Origin of the sequence: Gardnerella sp. DNF01198P (genome assembly GCF_049244165.1) — a bacterium.
Taxonomy (GTDB): Bacteria; Actinomycetota; Actinomycetes; order Actinomycetales; family Bifidobacteriaceae; genus Bifidobacterium; species Bifidobacterium swidsinskii.
This window is the reverse complement of record NZ_CP058382.1, coordinates 1,495,374-1,518,489: the sequence shown is the minus strand read 5'-3', so window position 1 is coordinate 1,518,489 and position 23,116 is coordinate 1,495,374. Positions and strand designations below refer to the sequence as shown.

The 23,116-nt window shown below is 45.8% G+C and carries 13 protein-coding genes and 3 rRNA genes; all 16 read left to right on the top strand.

The features are described 5' to 3' along the window. Positions 1-73 precede the first annotated feature (73 nt). Positions 74-2,707, top strand: coding sequence for a KUP/HAK/KT family potassium transporter (locus tag HXT44_RS06325; protein WP_415685023.1), 2,634 nt, complete (start codon positions 74-76; stop codon positions 2,705-2,707). Between the two features lie 23 nt (positions 2,708-2,730). After that, entirely contained in the window at positions 2,731-3,546 is an 816-nt protein-coding gene (locus HXT44_RS06320) for an HD domain-containing protein (protein WP_004107986.1), read from the top strand. A gap of 143 nt (positions 3,547-3,689) precedes the next feature. After that, the gene (locus HXT44_RS06315) at positions 3,690-3,836 is read left to right on the top strand and encodes a hypothetical protein (protein ID WP_162720529.1); all 147 of its coding nucleotides are present in this window, start codon (positions 3,690-3,692) and stop codon (positions 3,834-3,836) included. Positions 3,837-4,028: 192 nt separating this feature from the next. Next, positions 4,029-5,555, top strand: a 16S ribosomal RNA gene (locus HXT44_RS06310). 376 nt (positions 5,556-5,931) lie between these two features. Beyond that, positions 5,932-8,991, top strand: a 23S ribosomal RNA gene (locus HXT44_RS06305). Positions 8,992-9,169: 178 nt separating this feature from the next. Further along, positions 9,170-9,286, top strand: a 5S ribosomal RNA gene (gene rrf, locus HXT44_RS06300). The 16S, 23S and 5S rRNA genes sit together here, the layout of an rRNA operon. 594 nt (positions 9,287-9,880) lie before the next feature. Then, on the top strand, positions 9,881-10,435 hold the full coding sequence (locus tag HXT44_RS06295) for a cysteine hydrolase family protein (RefSeq protein ID WP_004106205.1): 555 nt from the start codon (positions 9,881-9,883) through the stop codon (positions 10,433-10,435). A 228-nt stretch (positions 10,436-10,663) separates the two neighbouring features. Further along, entirely contained in the window at positions 10,664-12,982 is a 2,319-nt protein-coding gene (locus tag HXT44_RS06290) for a choice-of-anchor M domain-containing protein (protein ID WP_421782833.1), read from the top strand. Between the two features lie 34 nt (positions 12,983-13,016). Beyond that, a complete protein-coding gene (locus tag HXT44_RS06285; RefSeq protein ID WP_421782831.1) occupies positions 13,017-14,216 on the top strand; it encodes a choice-of-anchor M domain-containing protein in 1,200 nt (399 codons plus the stop codon). A gap of 13 nt (positions 14,217-14,229) precedes the next feature. Further along, positions 14,230-16,395 carry a choice-of-anchor M domain-containing protein gene (locus HXT44_RS06280; protein ID WP_421783223.1) on the top strand — a complete coding sequence of 722 codons (2,166 nt, stop codon included), beginning with the start codon at positions 14,230-14,232 and terminating at the stop codon, positions 16,393-16,395. Positions 16,396-16,413: 18 nt separating this feature from the next. Next, positions 16,414-18,162, top strand: coding sequence for an anchored repeat ABC transporter, substrate-binding protein (locus tag HXT44_RS06275; protein WP_410309330.1), 1,749 nt, complete (start codon positions 16,414-16,416; stop codon positions 18,160-18,162). Positions 18,163-18,182: 20 nt separating this feature from the next. Continuing rightward, positions 18,183-18,971 carry an anchored repeat-type ABC transporter ATP-binding subunit gene (locus tag HXT44_RS06270; RefSeq protein WP_004109106.1) on the top strand — a complete coding sequence of 263 codons (789 nt, stop codon included), beginning with the start codon at positions 18,183-18,185 and terminating at the stop codon, positions 18,969-18,971. Then, a complete protein-coding gene (locus HXT44_RS06265) occupies positions 18,971-19,834 on the top strand; it encodes an anchored repeat-type ABC transporter permease subunit (protein ID WP_064340515.1) in 864 nt (287 codons plus the stop codon). Before HXT44_RS06270 ends, HXT44_RS06265 begins: the two co-directional genes overlap by 1 nt. A 20-nt stretch (positions 19,835-19,854) precedes the next feature. Beyond that, positions 19,855-20,739, top strand: coding sequence for a lysophospholipid acyltransferase family protein (locus HXT44_RS06260; protein ID WP_064340516.1), 885 nt, complete (start codon positions 19,855-19,857; stop codon positions 20,737-20,739). Between the two features lie 141 nt (positions 20,740-20,880). Beyond that, a complete protein-coding gene (locus tag HXT44_RS06255; RefSeq protein ID WP_116440650.1) occupies positions 20,881-21,876 on the top strand; it encodes an NAD(P)H-dependent glycerol-3-phosphate dehydrogenase in 996 nt (331 codons plus the stop codon). A gap of 71 nt (positions 21,877-21,947) precedes the next feature. Further along, the gene (locus HXT44_RS06250) at positions 21,948-23,090 is read left to right on the top strand and encodes a D-alanine--D-alanine ligase family protein (protein ID WP_116440651.1); all 1,143 of its coding nucleotides are present in this window, start codon (positions 21,948-21,950) and stop codon (positions 23,088-23,090) included. The last annotated feature ends 26 nt before the right edge of the window (positions 23,091-23,116 follow it).

Genomic DNA, 23,116 nt, shown 5'->3' with positions numbered 1-23,116 from the left:
TGTGAGGTGTGAGGTTTATGCGACTTCTTGTTGGCATCAAGAAGAAACCTCATATATGGAGGAACAATTAAGCATGACTAAGTCACGCACTACTGTACCATCAAACGATAGTACAAAGGATCCTCGCAACGGCGCGAAAGATTCCGAGAAAAGCACTAAATCCTTAAAAGGTACTAAGGATGCTATATTGCGAGCTGCCTCGTTTACTAAGGCTCCTCAGGTGTCAAAAAAAACGACAACACGCGAAGAGCGCAAAGTAATAGCTCAGCAGCAAGCGCAAGAGGTAAAAGAAGCAGAAAAGCTTGTTGCTAGTGCAGTACGAGGTCCGTTAGGTAGATGGTGGGCAAAATTGCAAACCAGTTCCGATCGTTTTACATTGGGAATGGCAATTGTTGCTCTTGGCGTTGTCTATGGCGATATTGGTACTTCTCCGCTTTATACTGCGCAAACATTTTTAGCAGGTCAAGGCGGCTTACAAAACATAAATCGCGCGACTATCTACGGAATGCTTTCGCTACTGTTCTGGTCAATCACATTAATTACAACCGTAAAATACGTATTTGTTGCAATGAGAACAGACAACAAAGGCGAAGGCGGCATTTTTGCTTTATATTCGCTTCTACGTAAAAAAGGCGCGTGGCTTGCAATACCGGCAATGATTGGTGGAGCCGCGTTTTTGGCAGATTCTGTGCTGACTCCTGCAGTTTCCATCTCTTCAGCAGTTGAAGGTTTGCGCACTATTGCAGTGTTTAAGCCAATATTCTTAGAAAATGAGAATTTGTCGATGATGATTACGGTTATTATAATCGTCATACTTTTCTCTGTACAGCAACGCGGAACCGAGCGAATTGGCAAAGTATTTGGCATTGTTGTGATGCTTTGGTTTGCTTTCCTTGCGCTGGTTGGTGTCATGAACATTGGCCAAGATTGGACTATTTTTGAAGCACTTAACCCGATTTATGGCATAAAATTCCTGTTTAGCACGCATAATGTGCAGGGATTAGCGGTTATGGGTGTGATCTTCCTTTCTACTACCGGTGCTGAAGCGTTATATTCTGATATGGGTCATGTTGGTAGAGGCAATGTGTACGCAACCTGGCCGTTTATTAAAATTGCTTTGCTGCTGAATTACTTTGGGCAAGGCGCTTGGATGTTGAAAAATCAAAACGATAAAGCATTATGGTCAATAGAAGGTTTGAACCCGTTCTTCCAAATGCTTGAACCGAATGTGCGATATGTTGCCGTTATTCTTTCGGTTACTGCTGGCATTATTGCTTCTCAAGCGCTGATTACAGGCGCATACACAATGGTTTCTGAGGCAACAAGCCTAAATTGGATGCCACATTTGCAAGTGCGATATCCTGCTAGAACTCGTGGACAGCTGTATATTCCAGTTGTGAATGTTGTGCTGTGTGTTGCCACTATTACGGTTCTTGCAGTATTCCGCGATTCTGAACATATCTCTGGCGCATACGGTTTAGCTTTAACTCTAACTATGCTTGCTACGACTATTTTGCTTACAGTGCACATGTGGTATCAGAAGAAGCGATTTGGTGCCTTCATATTTGCAATCGTATTCCTCATGATTGAGATGATGTTCTTTGTGGCTTCCATGGCGAAATTCATGCACGGTGGCTGGTTTACTATGCTGCTCGGTGTTTCAATTTTGATCATTATGGTCACTTGGAAAGATGGAACTAAAATTGAGCGTTCGCAACGTTTGCACATGAAACCGAAAGATTTCCTACCTGTGCTAGATAAGTTGCACGGAGATTTCCGTATTCCGTATTTCGCTGACAATATTGTGTATTTGACTTCCGATTGTGAAATGAAGCGTCTCGATACTGGAATCTTCTTCTCTATTTTTGCCGACCATCCAAAGCGTGCTAGAGCTTGGTGGGCTGTTTCTGTAGAAACAGATGACGCTCCGTTTACTCGTGAGTATTGTGTAGAGAATTTCGGTACGGACTACTTATTCCGCGTAAAAATTAAACTCGGATTTAAAGTGTCGCCTTCTATACCAGCGTATCTTCACCAAATTATGCATGACTTGTCGCACACGGGCGAACTTCCTCAGCAAAAATCCGTGTATCCGAAGGTTGATGCAGATCCAGATATTGGACCAATTCGATATGTTCTGTTGCACAAAGCGTTGATGCCGGAATCTAATATTTCTGTGCGTGGAGCGTTATCTTTAAAGATGAAATATGCAATTAGACATGTTGCTGGTACGCCTGTTAAATGGTTTGGTTTGGCTCCTTACAATCCGGTTGTTGAAGTGCAGCCGTTGTTTATTTCTACTCGCAGACCTCCGCGTTTGAAGCGTGAAGACTGTTCTCAGCGAGCAGTTCAATCTTTGCAAGGTGCCTCAGCGCTTGAAACTAATATTCACGTTGTGAAAGATATCAGACCTACTGATGCTGAGCAGACTGCTGTTATGAACGCACGAGATATTGCTGCTGCTAATGTGATGTTTGCTAACGAAAAACTTGCCAATACTGGGAAAATTAGCCCAGTTCCAATTAAAGAGACAAAAAAAGTTAGCGTGGAGAAGCTTAATAAAGATGGGGCAAATATCGATGCAGCGAATGTAACGCATGCTGTTGTGCAGGCTGTGGAGGATGCTGCTCGTGCCAATGATGCGAATAGTGTGAAATCTGAAAAGAGTGCAGCAACTGAAAAGAGTGCAAAAAATAATCTTAAGTAAGAATCTTAAGGAAGAGCCTTAAAATGGAAAATGGTGCAGAAAGTATACTTAATTGCAACTCGATAAAACTCGCTGATTTACCTGATTTTGGTGAAGTAGAGAAATTGCATAGTGCAACTGCACCATCTTCTGCTGCTTATGAGCTTATTCACGGTCATTGTGTTGTAATCTCAACAATTGCTTGGCAAATTGCTCATCATTGCAATATGCTTTTGTCCGCTGAAAATCGTGCTGCTCAAATGAGTGAAACTTTGCGTAAGCGTGCTGAAATAGCAAAAAATTGCCTTCAGGAGCTTGTCGGAGATAGTTATGCAATATTACCTGCGCTTAGTGGTGGCTTAGCTCCAAAACAGTATATTGATGAATACGCAGCTTTAATAGGTGGATTGTTGCACGATATTGGCACGTATTTTGTGCTTGAAAGTGATGGCAGTAGCAACGCTGGTGGCATATTACGCTTTGATGGACCGAATTATATTTTGCATGGTTTGCGTGGATATAAATATTTAATTGATAATGGTTTTAGTGAGGATGCTGCGCAATTTGCGCGCAATCATACTGGAGTTGGCTTAACTCGAGAGCAAGTTATTGCGCAAAATTTGTCTCTTCCTGCTGAAGACTATATTCCGCAAACAGTTGAGCAAGAAATTGTTATGGTTGCGGATAAATATAACAGCAAATCGATACCTCCTCGTTTTTTGACAGTCGATTCTTATCGTCGCAAGGCTGCGCGATTTGGTGAAGACAATGCTAATCGTTGGATGCAATTGGTTGCGAAATATGGTGAGCCAGATATTGCAGGTCTGGCAGAAATCTTTAATATGCGTGTTGATGCGTGAGCGTTATTGATTTTTTGCGTATTTTTATCCTATTTTTGTGTATTTTTTAAGAAATCTATTATTTTTTAAAAAGTTTTTATAGATTCAATATCAGATAGCATGCTTTTTTGGTGTTTTTTCGTGGTTTTCGACACGCCGGTGTTTTGGCTTGTTTTCAATGGTTTTGGGGTGTTTGTTTTTGGTGGGTTTGCGTTTTAGCGTGGGTTGGTGTAAGTTTATCTCTTGCTGCTCAGCGCGGCTGGTTCTCCTCAGTTGAGGTTGATGGGCCGGCTGGTGTGGTGGTGGTTTGAGAACTCAAGAGCGTGTCTGTACTACTTATTAGTTAATTATTGCCAGTTCATTGCCTGCCTTGCAGATTGCAGGGTGCCTGAGAGATGGTTAAATGGTGGTGAGGTTTTTGTTGGGATGTTCTTTCCTTAAAGAATGTCTCGTCTTTTTCTTTTTAATATTGGAGCCTTTTGTTGGCTCTTCATTGAAGTTTTTTCGTGGAGGGTTCGATTCTGGCTCAGGATGAACGCTGGCGGCGTGCTTAACACATGCAAGTCGAACGGGATCTGACCAGCTTGCTGGTTGGTGAGAGTGGCGAACGGGTGAGTAATGCGTGACCAACCTGCCCCATGCTCCAGAATAGCTCTTGGAAACGGGTGGTAATGCTGGATGCTCCAACTTGACGCATGTCTTGTTGGGAAAGTGTTTAGTGGCATGGGATGGGGTCGCGTCCTATCAGCTTGTAGGCGGGGTAATGGCCCACCTAGGCTTCGACGGGTAGCCGGCCTGAGAGGGCGGACGGCCACATTGGGACTGAGATACGGCCCAGACTCCTACGGGAGGCAGCAGTGGGGAATATTGCGCAATGGGGGAAACCCTGACGCAGCGACGCCGCGTGCGGGATGAAGGCCTTCGGGTTGTAAACCGCTTTTGATTGGGAGCAAGCCTTCGGGTGAGTGTACCTTTCGAATAAGCGCCGGCTAACTACGTGCCAGCAGCCGCGGTAATACGTAGGGCGCAAGCGTTATCCGGAATTATTGGGCGTAAAGAGCTTGTAGGCGGTTCGTCGCGTCTGGTGTGAAAGCCCATCGCTTAACGGTGGGTCTGCGCCGGGTACGGGCGGGCTAGAGTGCAGTAGGGGAGACTGGAATTCCCGGTGTAACGGTGGAATGTGTAGATATCGGGAAGAACACCAATGGCGAAGGCAGGTCTCTGGGCTGTTACTGACGCTGAGAAGCGAAAGCGTGGGGAGCGAACAGGATTAGATACCCTGGTAGTCCACGCCGTAAACGGTGGACGCTGGATGTGGGGCCCATTCCACGGGTTCCGTGTCGGAGCTAACGCGTTAAGCGTCCCGCCTGGGGAGTACGGCCGCAAGGCTAAAACTCAAAGAAATTGACGGGGGCCCGCACAAGCGGCGGAGCATGCGGATTAATTCGATGCAACGCGAAGAACCTTACCTGGGCTTGACATGTGCCTGTCGACTGCAGAGATGTGGTTTCCCTTCGGGGCAGGTTCACAGGTGGTGCATGGTCGTCGTCAGCTCGTGTCGTGAGATGTTGGGTTAAGTCCCGCAACGAGCGCAACCCTCGCCCTGTGTTGCCAGCGGGTTATGCCGGGAACTCACGGGGGACCGCCGGGGTTAACTCGGAGGAAGGTGGGGATGACGTCAGATCATCATGCCCCTTACGTCCAGGGCTTCACGCATGCTACAATGGCCGGTACAACGGGATGCGACATGGTGACATGGAGCGGATCCCTTAAAACCGGTCTCAGTTCGGATCGTAGTCTGCAACTCGACTACGTGAAGGCGGAGTCGCTAGTAATCGCGAATCAGCAACGTCGCGGTGAATGCGTTCCCGGGCCTTGTACACACCGCCCGTCAAGTCATGAAAGTGGGCAGCACCCGAAGCCGGTGGCCTAACCCTTTTGGGATGGAGCCGTCTAAGGTGAGGCTCGTGATTGGGACTAAGTCGTAACAAGGTAGCCGTACCGGAAGGTGCGGCTGGATCACCTCCTTTCTACGGAGTTTTTGTGCACGCTCGGTTTGAGTGTGGTTACTGGTGTGGAAAACAATAGTTGACGTTTTTAGATGAGTTTGTTGGGCATGCTTTTGGGTTCCCGGATTGCCACCCCCCTTTGTTTGGGGTTGCGGTCCTTGACTCACAGGATTTCAGGTTGATGCTTTTGAGTGTTTGGCTTGGGTTTTGTGGTGTTGTGGTGGTTTGAGAACTGGATAGTGGACGCGAGTAAAATGCGAAACTTTTTTGTTTCGATTTTTTTGCTTTTATCAATTTCAACCGGCTCCTTTTGTTGGAGTCGCTTGATCGTTTTGTGATCGTTTAGTGTGATGATTTTTTGTCTAGAGAATTTTGCTGATGGGTTCTTACTTTAGTGTTTGTCACTGGTAAGGGCGTATGGTGGATGCCTTGGTAGACAGGACCGATGAAGGACGTGACGGGCTGCGATATGCCTCGGGGAGCTGCCGAGTGGGCTTTGATCCGAGGATTTCCGAATGGGGAGACCCGGCCACTGTTATGAGTGGTCACCACAGTTTTTGTGGGGGGTACGCAGGGAAGTGAAACATCTCAGTACCTGCAGGAAAGGATACTCCGTGAGTAGTGGCGAGCGAAAGCGGATCAGGCTAAACCGGGTGCGTGTGATAGCCGTCAGGTGTTGCGCATTCGGGGTCGTGGGATGGACTGTTCAGCCTCTGACGGGGTTGAGGAGAGTGATAAAATGTCGTGCTAGGTGAATGGGATTGAATTCCCAGCCGTAGAGGGTGATGGCCCCGTAGCTTGTCGTGCGATGTCTCTTTATGTTTATTCCCAAGTAGCGCGGGACTCGTGGAATCCCGCGTGAATCTGCCCAGACCGTTGGGTAAGCCTAAGTATTCCTGTCTGACCGATAGTGTACTAGTACCGTGAGGGAAAGGTGAAAAGCACCCCGGGAGGGGAGTGAAATAGTTCCTGAAACCGTGCGCTTACAATCCGTCGGAGCCTTCTTTGTGGGGTGACGGCGTGCCTATCGAAAAATGAGTCTGCGAGTCAGTGGTATGTGGCGAGGCTAACCCGGGTGGGGGAGCCGTAGCGAAAGCGAGTTTTAAAAGGCGTTTGAGTCGCATGTCCTGGACCCGAAGCGGGATGATTTAGCCCTGAGCAGGTTGAAGCGCGGGTAAGACCGTGTGGAGGACCGAACCCACCTAGGTTGAAAACTGGGGGGATGACTTGGGGTTAGGGGTGAAAGGCCAATCAAATTCCGTGATAGCTGGTTCTCTCCGAAATGCATTTAGGTGCAGCGTCGTGTTATTGCTTACAGGGGGTAGAGCTACTGGATGCTTGCGGGCCCATACCGGGTACCAATAGCAGCCAAACTCCGAATACCTGTTAGGTTTATCACGGCAGTGAGTCGGCGGGGGATAAGCTCCGTCGTCAAAAGGGAAACAGCCCTGATCGTCGTCTAAGGTCCCGAAGCGCGTGCTAAGTGGGAAAGGATGTGGAGTCGCATAGACAGCCAGGAGGTTGGCTCAGAAGCAGCCATCCTTGAAAGAGTGCGTAACAGCTCACTGGTCTAGTGGTTCCGCGCCGACAATGTAGCGGGGCTTAAGCACGCCACCGAAGACGCGGCTGCATGATTTGTTTCATGCGGGGTAGGAGAGCGTCCTGTATGGGGTGAAGCGGCAGTGTGAACTTGTCGTGGACTTTACAGGAGTGAGAATGCAGACATGAGTAGCGAGAGACGGGTGTGAATCCCGTCCGCTGAATGACTAAGGGTTCCGGGGCCACGTTCGTCGTCCCCGGGTGAGTCGAGTCCTAAGGCGAGGCCGACAGGCGTAGTCGAATGGATGAACGGGTTGATATTCCCGTACCGGTGTTACACCGTTCGAACTGAATCTGAGAGTACTAACCTTCATTTGCTGGTTGATTGCCTTTCGGGGTTGTTGGCTGGTTTGTGTTGGGACTGTATCGGTAGTAGGTTAGCGTGGGAGTGACGCGGGTAGGTAGCCGGCTGCGGAGGTGGTTTTCCGTGGCTAAGCGTGTGGGCTGTCTCCTAGGTAAATCCGGGGGATGTTAAAGCTGAGGCGTGATGGGTAGGCTGTAAGGCTGATTCCGGTGATCCTGCTTGCCAAGAAAAGCTTCAACGTGAGGTGTGATTCCGCTCGTACCCTAAACCGACACTGGTGGTCTGGTAGAGTATACCGAAGCGATCGGGCGAATCCTGGCCAAGGAACTCGGCAAATTACTCCCGTGCCTTCGGCATAAGGGAGACCCCTGATGGTGATGTTTTTTACAAGCGGAGCTGTTGGGGGTGGCACAAGCTAGGGGGTAGCGACTGTTTACCAAAAACACAGGAGCGTGCGAAGGCGTAAGCCGCTGTATACGCTCTGACGCCTGCCCGGTGCCGGAAGGTTAAGAGGATCCGTTAGCTTCGGTGAAGCGGTGAATTTAAGCCCCGGTAAACGGCGGTGGTAACTATAACCATCCTAAGGTAGCGAAATTCCTTGTCGGGTAAGTTCCGACCTGCACGAATGGCGTAACGACTTCCCCACTGTCTCGGCCAGGAGCCCGGCGAAATTGCAGTACGAGTAAAGATGCTCGTTAAGCGCAGAAGGACGAAAAGACCCCGGGACCTTTACTATACCTTGGTATTGTCGTTAGGTGTGGATCGTGTAGCATAGGCGGGAGGCTGTGAAGCGTGGGCGCTAGCTTGCGTGGAGTCGACAGGTGAAATACCGCTCTTTCCATATCTGGCGTCTAACCTCGACACGTTATCCGTGTCAGGGACAGTGCCTGGCGGGTAGTTTAACTGGGGCGGTTGCCTCCTAAAGAGTAACGGAGGCGCTCAATGGTCCGCTCAGCCCGGTTGGCAATCGGGTGTTGAGTGTAATCGCACAAGCGGGCTTGACTGTGAGACTGACGGGTCGAGCAGGGACGAAAGTCGGAGATAGTGATCCGGTGCCGGCGTACGGACGTGGCATCGCTCAACGGATAAAAGGTACCCCGGGGATAACAGGCTGATCATTCCCAAGAGTCCATATCGACGGGATGGTTTGGCACCTCGATGTCGGCTCGTCGCATCCTGGGGCTGGAGCAGGTCCCAAGGGTTCGGCTGTTCGCCGATTAAAGCGGCACGCGAGCTGGGTTCAGAACGTCGTGAGACAGTTTGGTCTCTATCCTCTGCGCTCGTTGGAATGTTGAGGAGACCTGCCCATAGTACGAGAGGACCTGGGTGGACGAACCTCTGGTATGCCGGTCGTCACGCCAGTGGCGCTGCCGGTTAGCTACGTTCGGAAGGGATAACCGCTGAAAGCATCTAAGCGGGAAGCCTGCTCCAAGATAAGCATTCCTTGCACTTTAGTGTGTGAGCCCCCATGTAGAACACGTGGTTGATAGGCTAGATGTGGAAGCCCTGTAAGGGGTGGAGCTGACTAGTACTAACGGGCGATGGTGACATTCTTCCTCACTTTTGTGAGTGGGGAGGGTGAGTTTCTGTGAGTATTATTCTTCTAGCGTTAATGAGTACTGAATGTTTTGCTTAACGATCAGTTGGTAAGAGAGTTTTTATTCGCGTTCATGTCCGGTTCCCAAACCGCCACGTGTTGCCACTCACAGCTCGTGAGTGTATAATCTAGTTTTGCGGTGGTCATGGCTCAGGTGAGACGCCCGGTCCCATTCCGAACCCGGAAGCTAAGGCCTGACACGGCGAGGGTACTGCACTCGATAGGGTGTGGGAGACTAGCACGCTGCCGCATTATTTTTCTAGCGGGGAGTTTTCACTCCCCGCTTTTTTTATTTTCGTATACTACTGTTTTTGTAATCCTCCAAACTCTGGACAACGCTCGCGCTATAAGCGCTCACTGCTGAGCTTGCACGGAAAGTCCACTGGACTTTCCGTCTGAGCAAGCTCACGCTCCGAATTGCTTTCGCGCGCGCAATGCTGCGCTCAAGCAGGTCGTCGCGCAAACGCGAGGAAAACTTACGGCAAATGTAGTTAAAAACAGACAACAGAGACACGCGCGCAGAAACTGTACTGCACCAGTAACGAAAAATTCCCGGCAAACGTTTTGTAGCATCATTTGCCGCAAGGTAGTGATTAAATGATGATAGTCGGTGCAGAAGCAAGTGAGCTTTGAGTATTCTTTGAATATTAAGGTATTGCGCCGATTGCAATTGGGCCAGCAATTGAGTTGATAATTGGGCTATCAATTGAAATAAAATCAAGCAATTAAGAATGCGGAATATTGTAACTAAAGCGATTATGCTATTGCAGTAGAGCTATTTGCAATAATGCTGTTAGCAGTAATGCTATTTGCGATTATTCTGTAAATTTCATACAAGGAGTAGGTATGAATAAAGCCCTTATTAACATTGATTATACGAATGATTTTGTGGCAAGCGATGGCTCTCTGACTGTAGGTGAGCCTGCGCAAAAGCTTGAAAAGCGTATTACTGAGATTTCGCAGGAATTTCTTGACGCTGGTGAGTTTGTGGTTTTTGCGATTGATACGCACCATTTGAATGATCCGTATCATCCTGAAACTAAGCTTTTCCCACCTCACAATATCGCAGGAACTCACGGCCAGAAGTTATACGGCGCGCTTGGTGATTTTTACGAAGCAAATAAAGATAAAAGCAACGTGTATTACATTCATAAAACTCGCTACTCTTCGTTTAATGGCACGGATTTGCTGATTAAGCTTCGCGAACGCCATATTGAGGAGCTGCATTTGGTGGGAGTTTGCACGGATATTTGCGTGCTTCACACTGCTGTCGATGCGTATAATCTTGGATTCAAGATTGTGGTTCACAAAGATGCCGTGGCAAGTTTTGATCCTGCAGGTCACGAATGGGCTTTGCGCCACTTTAAGACTTGCCTTAATGCTGATATTGTGGAAGGCTGAGAATTTTAGCTAAAAATATTTAAATAAGTATTCAATAGTTATTGAGAATAATAAACGCTGGTCGCTTTAAGCTGCCAGCGTTTTTATGTATTCGGAGTGTCGACTTGCTATTAATGAGAATCATTATTATTATTAATAGACGTTGTTAAAAATCTTCCATAATTATTTGCGAAAAGAAGAGCGCATATAACGATAAGAAGATGAAGTGTAGAGAGCGAAATAGTAATTATGACTCAGGTCATTAGGAATATTGTGAAACGTGCTTTTGCAATGGCAAGTGTTGCAATACTTGCCATTGCCGTGCTCGCATCAGGATTTAGTGCAGCTTTACCGGCAGTTGCATTAGAAAATGGTAATCCTGCTGAAAAATACGATCCTACAAAAAAGGAAGTGCTAAGTCACGGCCATACAGACGTGTTTTACCCAATTCAATACAACGGTAAATTCATTATGGCCGTCGAAAAAGACGCTGCTACTTTCTTAAAGCCTGAAAACACTACTTTGCGCGTAGCTAAAAGCACGTACACTACAAAATCGCAACTTCCTGCTCTCGCTACTGAATACTACTATCTCGATAGTTCCGGAAATCAAAAAGGAAACCCTCTTTTCCCGGGTTGGGACACAGGTTATGCTGCATCTTTAGTTGGCGCATCTCACGCAGATGATGCAACAGCAGATATTGCAATTCAGCAAGTTACTGGACCAATGAACGGGCGCATTCTGCTTTGGACTACCGATGGCATTGGAAAAAATTCGAAGAAATTATCATTTGAAGAGAATGATTTAGACGACGAACCTGATACTGATGGCAGTCGATTTATGCTACCTGGCGTAATTCACCAACATACTGCTGGCCACGTGCATGCAAACTGGGGATTTACGCAGCCTGGCGTTTACAAGCTAAAAGTAGCAGCAACTATTACAAATAAGAACACTAAGAAGCAGATTACAACCGAACCTGCAGAATACACTTTTGAAGTAGAAGATACATATTCAGGCGAAGTACCTGCTTCTGGCATTACGGAAACGCTTGATTTGCACCGTCGTGGTGATTTTATTAATCCTGACGATGATGAAGAAGCGCACGAAGCTTCCAAAGATCATAAAGACACAGATAAAGACGATGGCGGCGATATGCGCATCGGCAATATTCGTGATTCCGGGCCTCATCCGCATTATCATTCATACGAAGGTTATGGTGGTTTAGACTTAAAAGTAGTTAACAAACCAAAGGGTGCTCGTATTGAGTGGAGATATGTGCGTGCTGACGAAGGTCCTGACGCGTATGGAACCACTCTTTTTGCTGAGAGATTGCAGCTTCCGGCTGAGCCTGCAATGAACAAGATGAAAGTGTATGCTCACGCAACTGAAGGTGAAACGCAAGTTGGCAAAGATACTGCGTCTGCAACCATCGCCGTTGAAGATCACGGTGCCGACGGACATCCTGTAGTAAAAGCAATTGCTCCTTATAAGCGTTTCAAACCAGGGGATACTTTACACGCGAAAACAGTATTGCTTAACCCTCATGTTGCAACCGACGGTGTTACCGGTGCGCCAATTGACGATCCGACAAGTCCAGTAACTTCCATTGTTAAAGATTATGTTTGGTTGATAAAAAAGGAAGGAGAAAGCGAATTTAAGCGCATTCCTGGTGCCATGAACAGCAAGTTGGAGCTAAAACTTGATGCGTCAATGCAAGGTGCAACGATTCGTCCTTCCTTAGTTTTAAAGAACGGTGAACTTTACCGTAATAAAATGTTTGATGAGTTTTGCGATTATGTTATTGAGATGAAAGGTGTTCCTCACTCTCATAACCATGATGGCGATGATGATCAAAGTGGTTCTGATTCTGAAGATGATGAGAACTCTCACGGGAAAAAGCACCATGAGAAGCGTCGTAATAAGCGCAAAAATAAGACTAAGCATTTTGTTGGTGGAAAGAACTTTTTGAAAGGTGTATTCGGCGGCACTGCAAATTCGGGACTATTTGGATCTAGTTCTAATGGTGGATTCCAATTCGAATCTAATTTCTTTAAGAAATCCAACAGAAAATTCAAGCGCACAAAGAAGAATCGCAATAAGACTAACCGCACTAATCGTAAGAATAATTCTAAAAATAATACGCAAAGTGGTGCTAGTTCTGGTTCTAGTTCTTTTACAAGAACAGAAAATTCAAGCGGAACATCGTTACATAATTCATCGCGACGAACTTCTGGCGGAACTCATACTAAGAACAAGAGCTCTAAGAAAAGTGGACAGACTATTCGTAATTTCGTAAGAACAGATAATAATTCTGGCAATAAGTCTAAAAATAGTTCTGTCAATAACTCTGATTTTGTTAAGAATACTGAACGTCATGCTTTGCAAGGTGCAAGGCAATACAACGAAGAATCTGATGAAGCGTATGAAGATGATTCAGATGATACAAAAGGTGATGGTTCCTCGACTAAGTGGGTTGCGGTTGCAGCTTCAGGTGCGAGCGTCGGCTTATGCACAATAACTGGCGCATGCGGAGCATTGATACGTTCTAAATTGAAATTGTTGTAAATGGTATTCGTATTATTACTAGAAAGTTTAAATAATGAATTACAAACAAAATGAAACATTGCAAGTAAAACGAAAGCATGTATATTCTACTGCGCTGCTTGCGCTCATATTTTCTTTAGTAACTTTGGTTGCATCTTTATGTGCACCAAATCCAATGCAGGAAACTGCTTATGCTAATGAAGGCAATCAGCCAGTTATGATTCAAGCAGGTCATGCTGATTTTGGACCAACGCTAATCGACGGCAAATGGAAATTGAAGATTCGTGATGATACTGGTGACGAACCAGTGTGGCGAGACCCAGAAAATGTGGTATTTAAATTAGGTGGCAATTCAATAATTCCTATGCCTGATGATGCTGCCTACAGTTTTATTGGCGAAAAGCCTGGAACCAAGCTTTACGTAATTCCACAAACTCAAAATCCTGATGTGCCGTGGCTTGGTTGGAATACGCAGGAAGGTGGCGTGCTTAACGAGCTCGATCGCGGTGCAAACCTTTCTCTTGAAGGAGTAAGCGGCCCGGGTAAACTGCATGTTTACTTAGAAAATGGCAACAACAATCCACAGCAACTTTGGGATAGTACTAAAGGATATCCGCAAAACAGCTGGATTGAAGCCAACGCTCATACTCACGTGAATTGGGTGTTTTCTAAGCCTGGAATTTATCATGTGAAGCTTACTTTTTCAGGAAAGCTTAAAAATGGACGCGCAGTAAGCGATACGCGTGTTCTTAATTTTGCGGTTGGAGATAATACCGATCCTAATGCTGCTTTAGGTGCGGGTGCTGCTGGAGCAAGTGGCAACGAGGGCGACGAAGAGGGTCAAGATGAAGAAGATAACGATGAATCCGAAAAAGATGAAGCTAATCATCATCACGAACTCCTTCACAACAAGCATAAGCATTCTCACAGAGTATCTGAAAAAAGTGACGATACAGCTTTAGTTCTTCAAATTGTAGGTATTTTTGTGGCTATTATTGCCGTAATTATTGTGATTTTTGTACTAATAGCTGTAGTTAAAAGCAAGAAAGCACGAAATCTTGCGCTTGCTAAGCAAGTTTCTGCACAAGCTAATCAACAGTATGCAAACAATGCAAATTCTGTGAATAATGCAAATGGTGACAATACCTTGCCAAATCTAGTGCGTGATCAAGAAACGACAGTAATGTCACCAATTAATAATTCTCAATATTCTCAATCAGACAATGTGCAATCTGATGGCACTCAGTGGAAATAATGGTGTGACGAAAATGGTTCGTAATAGTATAAAGAAATTATCTCGCGCTTTGTTGGTGGGCGTGTGCTTGTGTGGCATGATGATGGGAACTCCCACGGCTTTTGCTGACAATGGCAGTGACGCAACTGTTGTAAGCGGAAAGAAATCTTCTAAAGATTTTACTGCCATAAAAAAAGCCAATTTTGCAGCGTGTACTGCTGCTAGATTAGATAAAACTGCTTCACAACCTGCGGCTGATAGTAAAGTTGCAATGTGCCACGCATATAAAGGTCATGCTGATGTTTTTGCAACTTTCTTTGATAGTGCAAGCAGGCGCATGGTATTAGGAACCTTGGGAGATGCGTTTGAAAGTGAAGATCATAATGGCACTCGTTACGATACGAATCGGCTTATTTTTGAAGTCGGTTCTAAAAATATCATGCAGTTTTCCAAAGATGAGAACGATCCGATAATAAAAGAAATCTACGCAACAACTCGCGAAGGTGTAGTCTGGTTCTTTGATCAATCTGGAGCTGGAAATACTGGTGCATTATGGCCTGGTTTAGATACTAGACCGTTATATAAGGGAGCTGGTTCTACAACAAAAGTTAATCCAACAGTTAAATTGTCGCTAACTGGTATCGAAGCACCCCACAACGGCGAAGTTTTTATGTACACTCGCAGCGGTGACGATTATGAGAAAATGCTTGGTTCTGTTGACGGATGGCCGAAAGATGTTGACATCACTGAGACTGGTGGCAAGCATTCGCACATGTATTGGTCTTTTAACCGTCCTGGTGTGTACAAGTTAAAAATGAAGGCTACTACTACCGTTGGTGACGAGGAGCAAAGTTCTGAGCAAGTCTATACATTCCACGTCACTAATCATGATGTAACAGCTGGGGATTTTGCTGATTATGATGGCGTATCTTTTGACGGTGATGACGGTGATGAAGATGGTGAAGATGACGAAGAAGATTCAGATGATAATGATGATTCTCAAGGTGAGGATCACAGCATTAATGTGCAACAAAGTAACGGATCTTTCTTCATTAACGGTAACAACAACACTGTGTATGTGACTCCATGGTCTGGAGCAAAAATGCAACAACAAGGACTTTTTGGGAGTAATAACGGTGGTCTTATTCATGGGGAACATAACGCGAAAAGCGGAAAGCAAGATTCTCAAAGTCAGCAATCTGCTGCGACAAAGTTCAAAGACATCAAGGGTGACAAACTCGTTATAGACCACGGTCATGTTGATATTGCTGTATATACTGGCGATTCAAATAAAGTTGATATGGCTGTGCAAGAAGATGTGACAGGAAGTCACGTATTTAGAGACACAGATACAGTTGTGTTCGCAGTTGGTGATGCTGGTAAAACTAACGGCGTGTATCGTATACCGCAAACACAAATTGATGGTGTGCCATGGATGGGTTGGAATAATCAGTCTATGAATCCGCATAAGCCAACTCAATTGAGCCTAACAGGAGTTGAAGGTCCTGGAAACGTACGCGTTTGGATGTTTGGCGGTTTGGGCGGTGGAGATCAAGAGATTTTCTCCACTCAAGGAGCAACAGATTATACGATACCTGCAAATACGCATGCTCATGCGAATTGGGATTTCGACGAACCGGGATATTACACATTGCAATTCCAAGCTTCCGACGGAAATTCTACAGTAACTCGCAATATTCATGTTGCTGTTGGTGTAGATCCACAAGAAACACCAATGGGGTATGCTGACGGCGGCGAAAGTACTGGAAAAAAGGATGGTTCTTCTACACCTCAGAATCCAGCAAAACCTACTGATTTGCCTCGTTTAGGCGGAAATAATGGCGGTCATGGAAACGGTGCCGTTGGTGGCGGAAATCCTTTTGTTGGTCGTGGTTTAGGATTGAACAATTCACACTCTGGAAAACAATTGCCAAGAAAAGCTAAAAAGCATAAAGGTCTTGTTTCAAAAATTAGTAACAAGAGACTCGCTAAAAGTTTGTACCGACAGAAATTGAACGATAATGACGATGTTGCGAAGTCTGAAGCAAAAGGTGTAACAGGATTATTTAAGCGAAATCCTTTACTTGCTTATTCGCTTCTTGCTGGTGGAATTATTGCTGTGCTTGGCGTTTTGGGTGCAGGAATTTGGTATCTGTACAAGCGCGGACTTATTAACTTCAACTGGCTGTTGCGCTATTAGTAGTAGGAGTGTGTAAGGGTGATTCGTAAGCCCAAAAAAGTAAAGCAAACTTTGTTCTCTTCGCTTGCTGTAATTGCAGCCGTTGCGCTTATTTTGCCGCTTTCTGCTTGTGGTAGTGCTAACGGGAATCGTGCAGGACATCGCGATGGTCGCATTAATGTAGTTACAACTACAGGCGTTTTGCGCGATATGGTGGCGAATGTAGCAGGGGATGCCGCAAATGTGAGTTCAATCGTGCCTGATAATGCAGATCCGCACTCTTACGAGCCGCGATTGCGTTCAATTCGAGACGTTGTGTATGCGGATGTGGCTTTTAGTAATTACATGATGCTTGAGGAGCATGGTGTTATTACTGCTTTAGACGCAAATTTGCGAAAAGGCGTGCCAAATGTGCAACTTGCTGAAGAAAGCGTGAAACATGCGGCGGATATTATTCCAATGGTCGAAGATGTGTCGTTGGACACTATTTGGCTTGGTCTTGCTACAGAACGTCAAACTTTGCAGCAGGTTAAGGAAACTAAAGGTGCTAGAGAGCAACAAAAATCTCAAGAGAAATCTGATAAGTCGCAGTCTTCTCAGGTTTCTCAATCTTCACAATCAAACGCGCCTTCAACTGTAACGAAAGAAGGACGCGCTACTGTAATAAAGCCAAAAGCATACAACATGAAGCGTTCGGACAGGATCCGCTTAACTGCAACTAAAGTAACCGGTCCTGGTTCGCTTTTTGCTTACCTTACTGGCACTTTTGGAAGCGTAGAAACTTACGTTAATTCAGCAAACGGAATTAACGATGAAGATCATGTGGATTTGCCTGCGGACGCGCACACGCATTTAAGTTGGGCTTTTAGTAAGCCAGGAGAATACACTCTCGGTTTTCACGCAGATATGCTCAATGCTCAAAACGAAAGAGTTGCAAGTTTAGGAAACGCAACTATGCGTTTTGCTGTTGGCATTAACGCGCAGAAATTAGCGAAAAAGCGTGGAGCTAGCGTAGTTTTGAATCAAGGTCATGCAGATTTGGCTTACGATTTAGCTAAACGCGGATTTTTGTACAGAGTTGACACTTTGCAAGAAAAGCGGTCAGTTGCGCCAAAGCGCGTATACTATGAGCCGCGAGACGTAGTAGTAGAAGTGCCGACTAATGCTTTAAAAGAAATTCCAGCTGAACAAGGCTATAGATTCCTTGGATTTGCAAGGCAGAAAATTTATCAACTTCCTCAAGCTGTTCTTGGAAAACATGTTCACGGAGATATTGATCCGCATTTATGGCAGTCAGTGAAAAACGGAATTGCTTATGTGCGCACAATAGCTGACCGCTTGTGCGAAGTCGATCCTAAAAATGCTCGCAAATATCGCGCAAATGCGGATCGATATATTAATAAACTTCTCGACGTAGACGCTTATATGCGTAAAAAAGTTGCGTCAATTCCAAAAGAGCGTCGCAACTTGGTTACAACGCATGACGCTTTTGCATACTTAGGTAAAGCTTATGGCGTAAATATTGCGGGATTTGTAACAATCAATCCTTCAAGCGAACCGAGCGTGCAAGATAGGCGTAGGCTTTCGCAAATTTTACACGACTTGGAAATCCCTGCAGTGTTTTTAGAGCCAAATTTAATTTCGCGCTCGTCTGTGCTTAAAGAGCTTGCATCTGAAGCGCATGTGAAAGTTTGTCCAATTTATGGTGACGCTTTCGACGCGAATGTGCGAACTTACGCGGATATGATGCGAGCTAACGCGGATTCTTTAGCGAAATGTTTGAAGTGAAAGTGTTAAAGGTAATAAATATGGAAGAAAATGCAGTAATTTGCGCACAAAATTTGAATATTTCGTACGGGAATCGCGCTGTTGTAAAAGACGTTTCTTTTACCATTAATAGTGGCGAATTCGTGGGATTACTTGGTGCAAACGGTGCCGGTAAAACAACGCTATTTCGTGCAATTATGGGTTTGATTCCGCATACTGGAAAACTCGAAGTGCGTGCTCCTCATATGGAAGGTGCAAAACTTAATTCTCGCGTATCTTACGTTGGATACGTGCCTCAACGTCACGATATTGCGTGGGATTTCCCACTTTCTGTTTTAGATGTAGTGATGATGGGTAGGATTCGTCATATTGGTTACGTTCGTCGCGCTAAAAAAGAAGATTACGAGATTGCATTAAACTCGCTTGAACGCACAGGAATGGCTGATTTCCAAGATCGCACGATTGGTGAACTTTCTGGAGGTCAGCGGCAACGCGTTCTTGTTGCGCGAGCATTGGCTGGAGAGCCGCGTTTACTTTTGCTAGACGAACCGTTTACTGGACTTGATATGCCTACTCAGGAGCTGCTTACCGATTTGTTCTTAAAATTGTCTGCTTCTGGTGAAGCAATTCTCATGAGCTCACACGATATTATTGGCTCAATTAACTCATGCTCGAGAATAATGCTATTTGATGGCACTATTGTGGGTGACGACGATCCGCAAAATTTGCAAACAGAACAGTGGGTACGAACCTTCCACGTAGCTCCGCAAAATCCGCTTATTAAAGCAGTTGAGCGCGTAATTGGTAAGGAAAGTGTGGTGAAAGAGTAATGTTATCTCCAATAGAATTTATACAAGATTTAACAAATCCAGACCTTTGGTTTTTGCTAAAAGCACTTATTGTAGCGTGCCTTTCTAGCGTAATTTGCGGTGTAGTTGGATGCTACGTAGTACTTAGAGGAATGGCGTTTATCGGAGATGCTGTAGCTCACTCAGTATTCCCAGGACTTGCTATAGCCTTCGTATTGCAAGGAAATCTGCTATTTGGAGGAGCACTCGCAGGAGTTGCAACCGCGCTAATCGTATCTATTTTTAGCCAAAACCGTAGGCTTCGCGAAGACTCATTTATTGGCGTATTTTTCGTATCTGCTTTCGCTCTTGGAATTGTGATTATTTCTAAAGCATCTGGCTACGCTGGATCCTTGGAATCCTTCTTGTTTGGCTCGATTACAGGTATTCCTGATTCAGATATTGCTGTTGTTGCTATTACTGGTTTGATTATTTTGGCTATATTATGCATGTTCCACAAAGAGCTTGTGTGCGTATCGATGGATCGAGAAACTTCGCGCGCAATGGGATTGCCGGTTGCATGGCTAGATGGAATGTTGTACGTGTTAGTGGCTATCGCTGTAGTTGTTTCCGTGCAAATTATTGGAAACGTGCTTGTGCTTGCTCTGCTTGTGACTCCTGCTGCAACTGCGCGACTGCTTACTGATCGGCTATCTAGGATGATGGTTTTAGCTCCTGTTATTGGTTGCGTTTCTTCGATTGTTGGAATGTATATTTCGTGGAGCTTTGATACGGCAACGGGCGGAACAATTGTGCTCGTAGCAACCGCTCTCTTTGTGCTCGCTTGGGCGTGCTCTCCTAAACATGGGTTGATTGCAAAAGTAGGTCGTAGCGTAGGTTTATAGCATGCTGCACAATAGAAAGCATGGTATCAAAAGGAAAACCTTCGCCAAGAAGTGCAGTAAAACCACTCAGTGATGAGCAAGTAAAGCTTTTAGCAAGTAAACACAATTTAGTTGACCCAACGTATTACTATCCGACAGGAAAACGCAAGCCAAATCAGGTAGAAATTGACGCGCAAAATCCTAAAGCCGCCGAAAGACTGCTCGAAGGAACGTCGCGCGTATTGCGTTCGCGCTGCAAAGTAAAGGCGTGGGGATTGGAAAACGTGCCAGAAGAAGGCGTGTTTATTACAGCTTGCACACACGTGACGATGTTTGATGTTTTCATACCTATGACTGCACTATTCCACCAAGGTCGTCGTCCGCGCTACATGGCAAAAGCGGAACTCGCTCACTGGCCAATCTTAGGCAAATGGTTCCAGCTTGTAGGCATGCAGCCGGTTCCTCGCAGAAGCGGAAAAGCGCGAGAAATAGAAGAAGAATCTATTAAAATCCTCACCAATGGCAGACCTTTAAGTGTATGGCCTGAAGGAACAGTTACGCGCGATCCTAAAAAATGGCCTATGAGCATGAAGCCCGGAATTGGTATAATTGCTCTCGAAGCATCGCGCAGACTCGGACATCAGATTCCGCTATTTTGCGCGGTTACATGGGGCGCGGCAAGCATTAACCACTGGTGGCCATGGCCAAAGAAAAATGTTGTAATGTGCTACGATACTCAACTTGATTATGCTGACTTGCTAAAGGGGAGTGAAAATTGGGGAGAGCTACCTCCTCTTGAATCTGCTGAAGAGTTGGCTCGTCGCGTGCGTGTGCGTATGACGCAGATTATGGAAGAAATTCGTGGAGAAAAATCTCCTGCAGGATACTTTGATTACAGGCAGATGAAACGCGTTACGGAAGAATAAAAAATATACAGAAGAATAAAATAAAGTATCTTTTAAAAATCCCGTAAAGCGGCATGTGTAGAATTATGTAATAGTGTGATTACAAATAAATAGCTATACAGTAGCTTATAAAACTCACAACCGAAAGGCAGGACGTAAAACATGAACATTACGGTGTTGGGTGCTGGTGCTTGGGGAACTGCGTTTGGACAAGTACTTGCGGATGCAGGAAATCAAGTGACAATGTGGGCAATAGAGCCAGAAATTGTTGAAGGAATTCGCGATCATCATCATAATGGCGTGCGTCTGCCTAGCGTAGAAAAACTTCCAGAAAACATGACTGCAACTGGGGACCGAGCAGAGGCTGTTGCAAATGCGGATATTGTAGTCGTGGCGATTGCGGCACAGTTTGCTCGCGTTGCGTTGGAAGGTTTTGTGGGTTTGATTCCACAAAATGCGATCGTTGTTTCGCTGATGAAAGGCATTGAGCGCACAACCGGCAAACGTATGGATGAAGTTGTGTGCGAAGCTTTGAACTTACCGCGTAACCGTTTTGCTGCACTTTCCGGACCAAACTTGAGCAAGGAAGTTGCATCTCGCCACCCGGCTGCAGCAGTAGTTGCTTGCGCAGAAAAATCTCAGGCAGAAGTAGTTGCAAAAGCATGCTCAAACAGCTACTTTAAAGCATTTGTGTCAACAGACGTAATCGGCGTAGAAATGTGTGGCTCGCTTAAAAACGTGGTTGCGCTCGCAGTTGGTATGGCTCGAGGTGCAGGATATGGCGAAAACACGGCGGCTATGATTGAAACGCGCGGTTTGGCAGAATTGACGGCATTGGGCGTAGCAGAAGGCGCGGATTCGCGCACTTTTGCAGGTCTTGCTGGCTTTGGTGATTTAGTTGCAACTTGTGGATCTCCTCTAAGCCGCAACTATACTTTCGGTGCAAATCTTGGAAAAGGCATGAGCGTTGAAGAAGCAACTGCCGTGAGCAATGGTGTTGCAGAAGGCGTGCCAACCACAAGCGCAGTAGTTGCAATGGGCAAGCGTTTGGGTGTTGCAACTCCGCTTGCAAGTGCAATGGCTCGCGTGCTTGAAGAAGGAATTTCCTGCCAAGAAATGCTCGCAATGCTTTTCGACGACGACGTTTGCGAAGAGTAAGTAGCGTTTGCGAAAATAATCAAAACTAGTCCAAAATAATTAGAATAATTCAAAATATATAAAGGAAAAAAATGACGAAAAAGCGTGTAGTGTTCTTGTATGGCGGTAAGGCAGACGAACATTCGATTTCTTGCATATCTGCTGCTGGAGTGCTCAGTGCTGTAGACGAAAATCGTTTTGACATTGTGCGGATCGCAATCACAAAACAAGGCGAATGGATTGTTGGCGGCGAAGATCCGCGAAACTTCCGTATGGAAGAAGGAGAGCTTCCGGTAATAACAAAAACTGCTGGAACGCGCGATGTTGTGCTAGACCCTGCCAAAGGCGCAGACGGATTTTTAGCCCGCGAAAATGACGGTACACTTACAAGTTTGGGTCATATTGACGCTGTTTTCCCAGTTCTTCACGGTCCGAACGGTGAAGATGGCACTTTGCAAGGCTTGCTAGAAATGATGCAAGTTCCATACGTTGGTTGTGGAGTGTTGGCTTCGGCTGCGTGCATGGATAAATACTATGCAAAGCAACTGTTTAAAGCTGCCGGAATTAATGTTGCTCCTGGAATTGCACTTGATGCGCGCAAGTTTGCAAGCGACGCGGAAAATCGCTTTGATGCATACGCAGAAGAAATTCTTACTCAAGTTGAAGCAGCAAAACTCGAGTATCCGCTTTTTGTAAAGCCAAGCCGCGCAGGTTCCAGTTTTGGAGTTACAAAAGTTGAATCGCGCGATGCTAAAGCCTTAGCAGAAGCTATTTTTGAGGCTTCAGAGCACGATTGGCGAGTGTTGGTAGAGCAGGGAATTGATGCACGAGAAATTGAGTGCGCGGTTCTTGCAGCTCGCGACGGCGAAGAACCGAAAGCAAGCTGGCCTGGAGAAGTTGTGCTAGACAAGCGCGAGGCTGGTGAAGACCAGTTCTACGATTTTGACAGCAAATACATGGATTCCGCAGCTTCGCACGTTGAAGTTCCAGCAAACTTGCCAGCGGAAACTTTAGAGCGCGTTCGCAAAACGGCGCTTGCAGCGTTCAAAGCGGCAGATGGGCGGGGACTAAGTCGCGTAGATTCTTTTGTAACTAAAGATGGTCGCGTAATTCTTAACGAAATCAACACGATGCCTGGATTTACGCCAATCTCCATGTATCCAAAAGCTTGGGAAGCAACTGGAATAAGCTACAACGATTTAATCACAAAGCTTATTGAAGGCGTTTTGAAATAATTTAATCAACTGTAAAGCAGAAACAA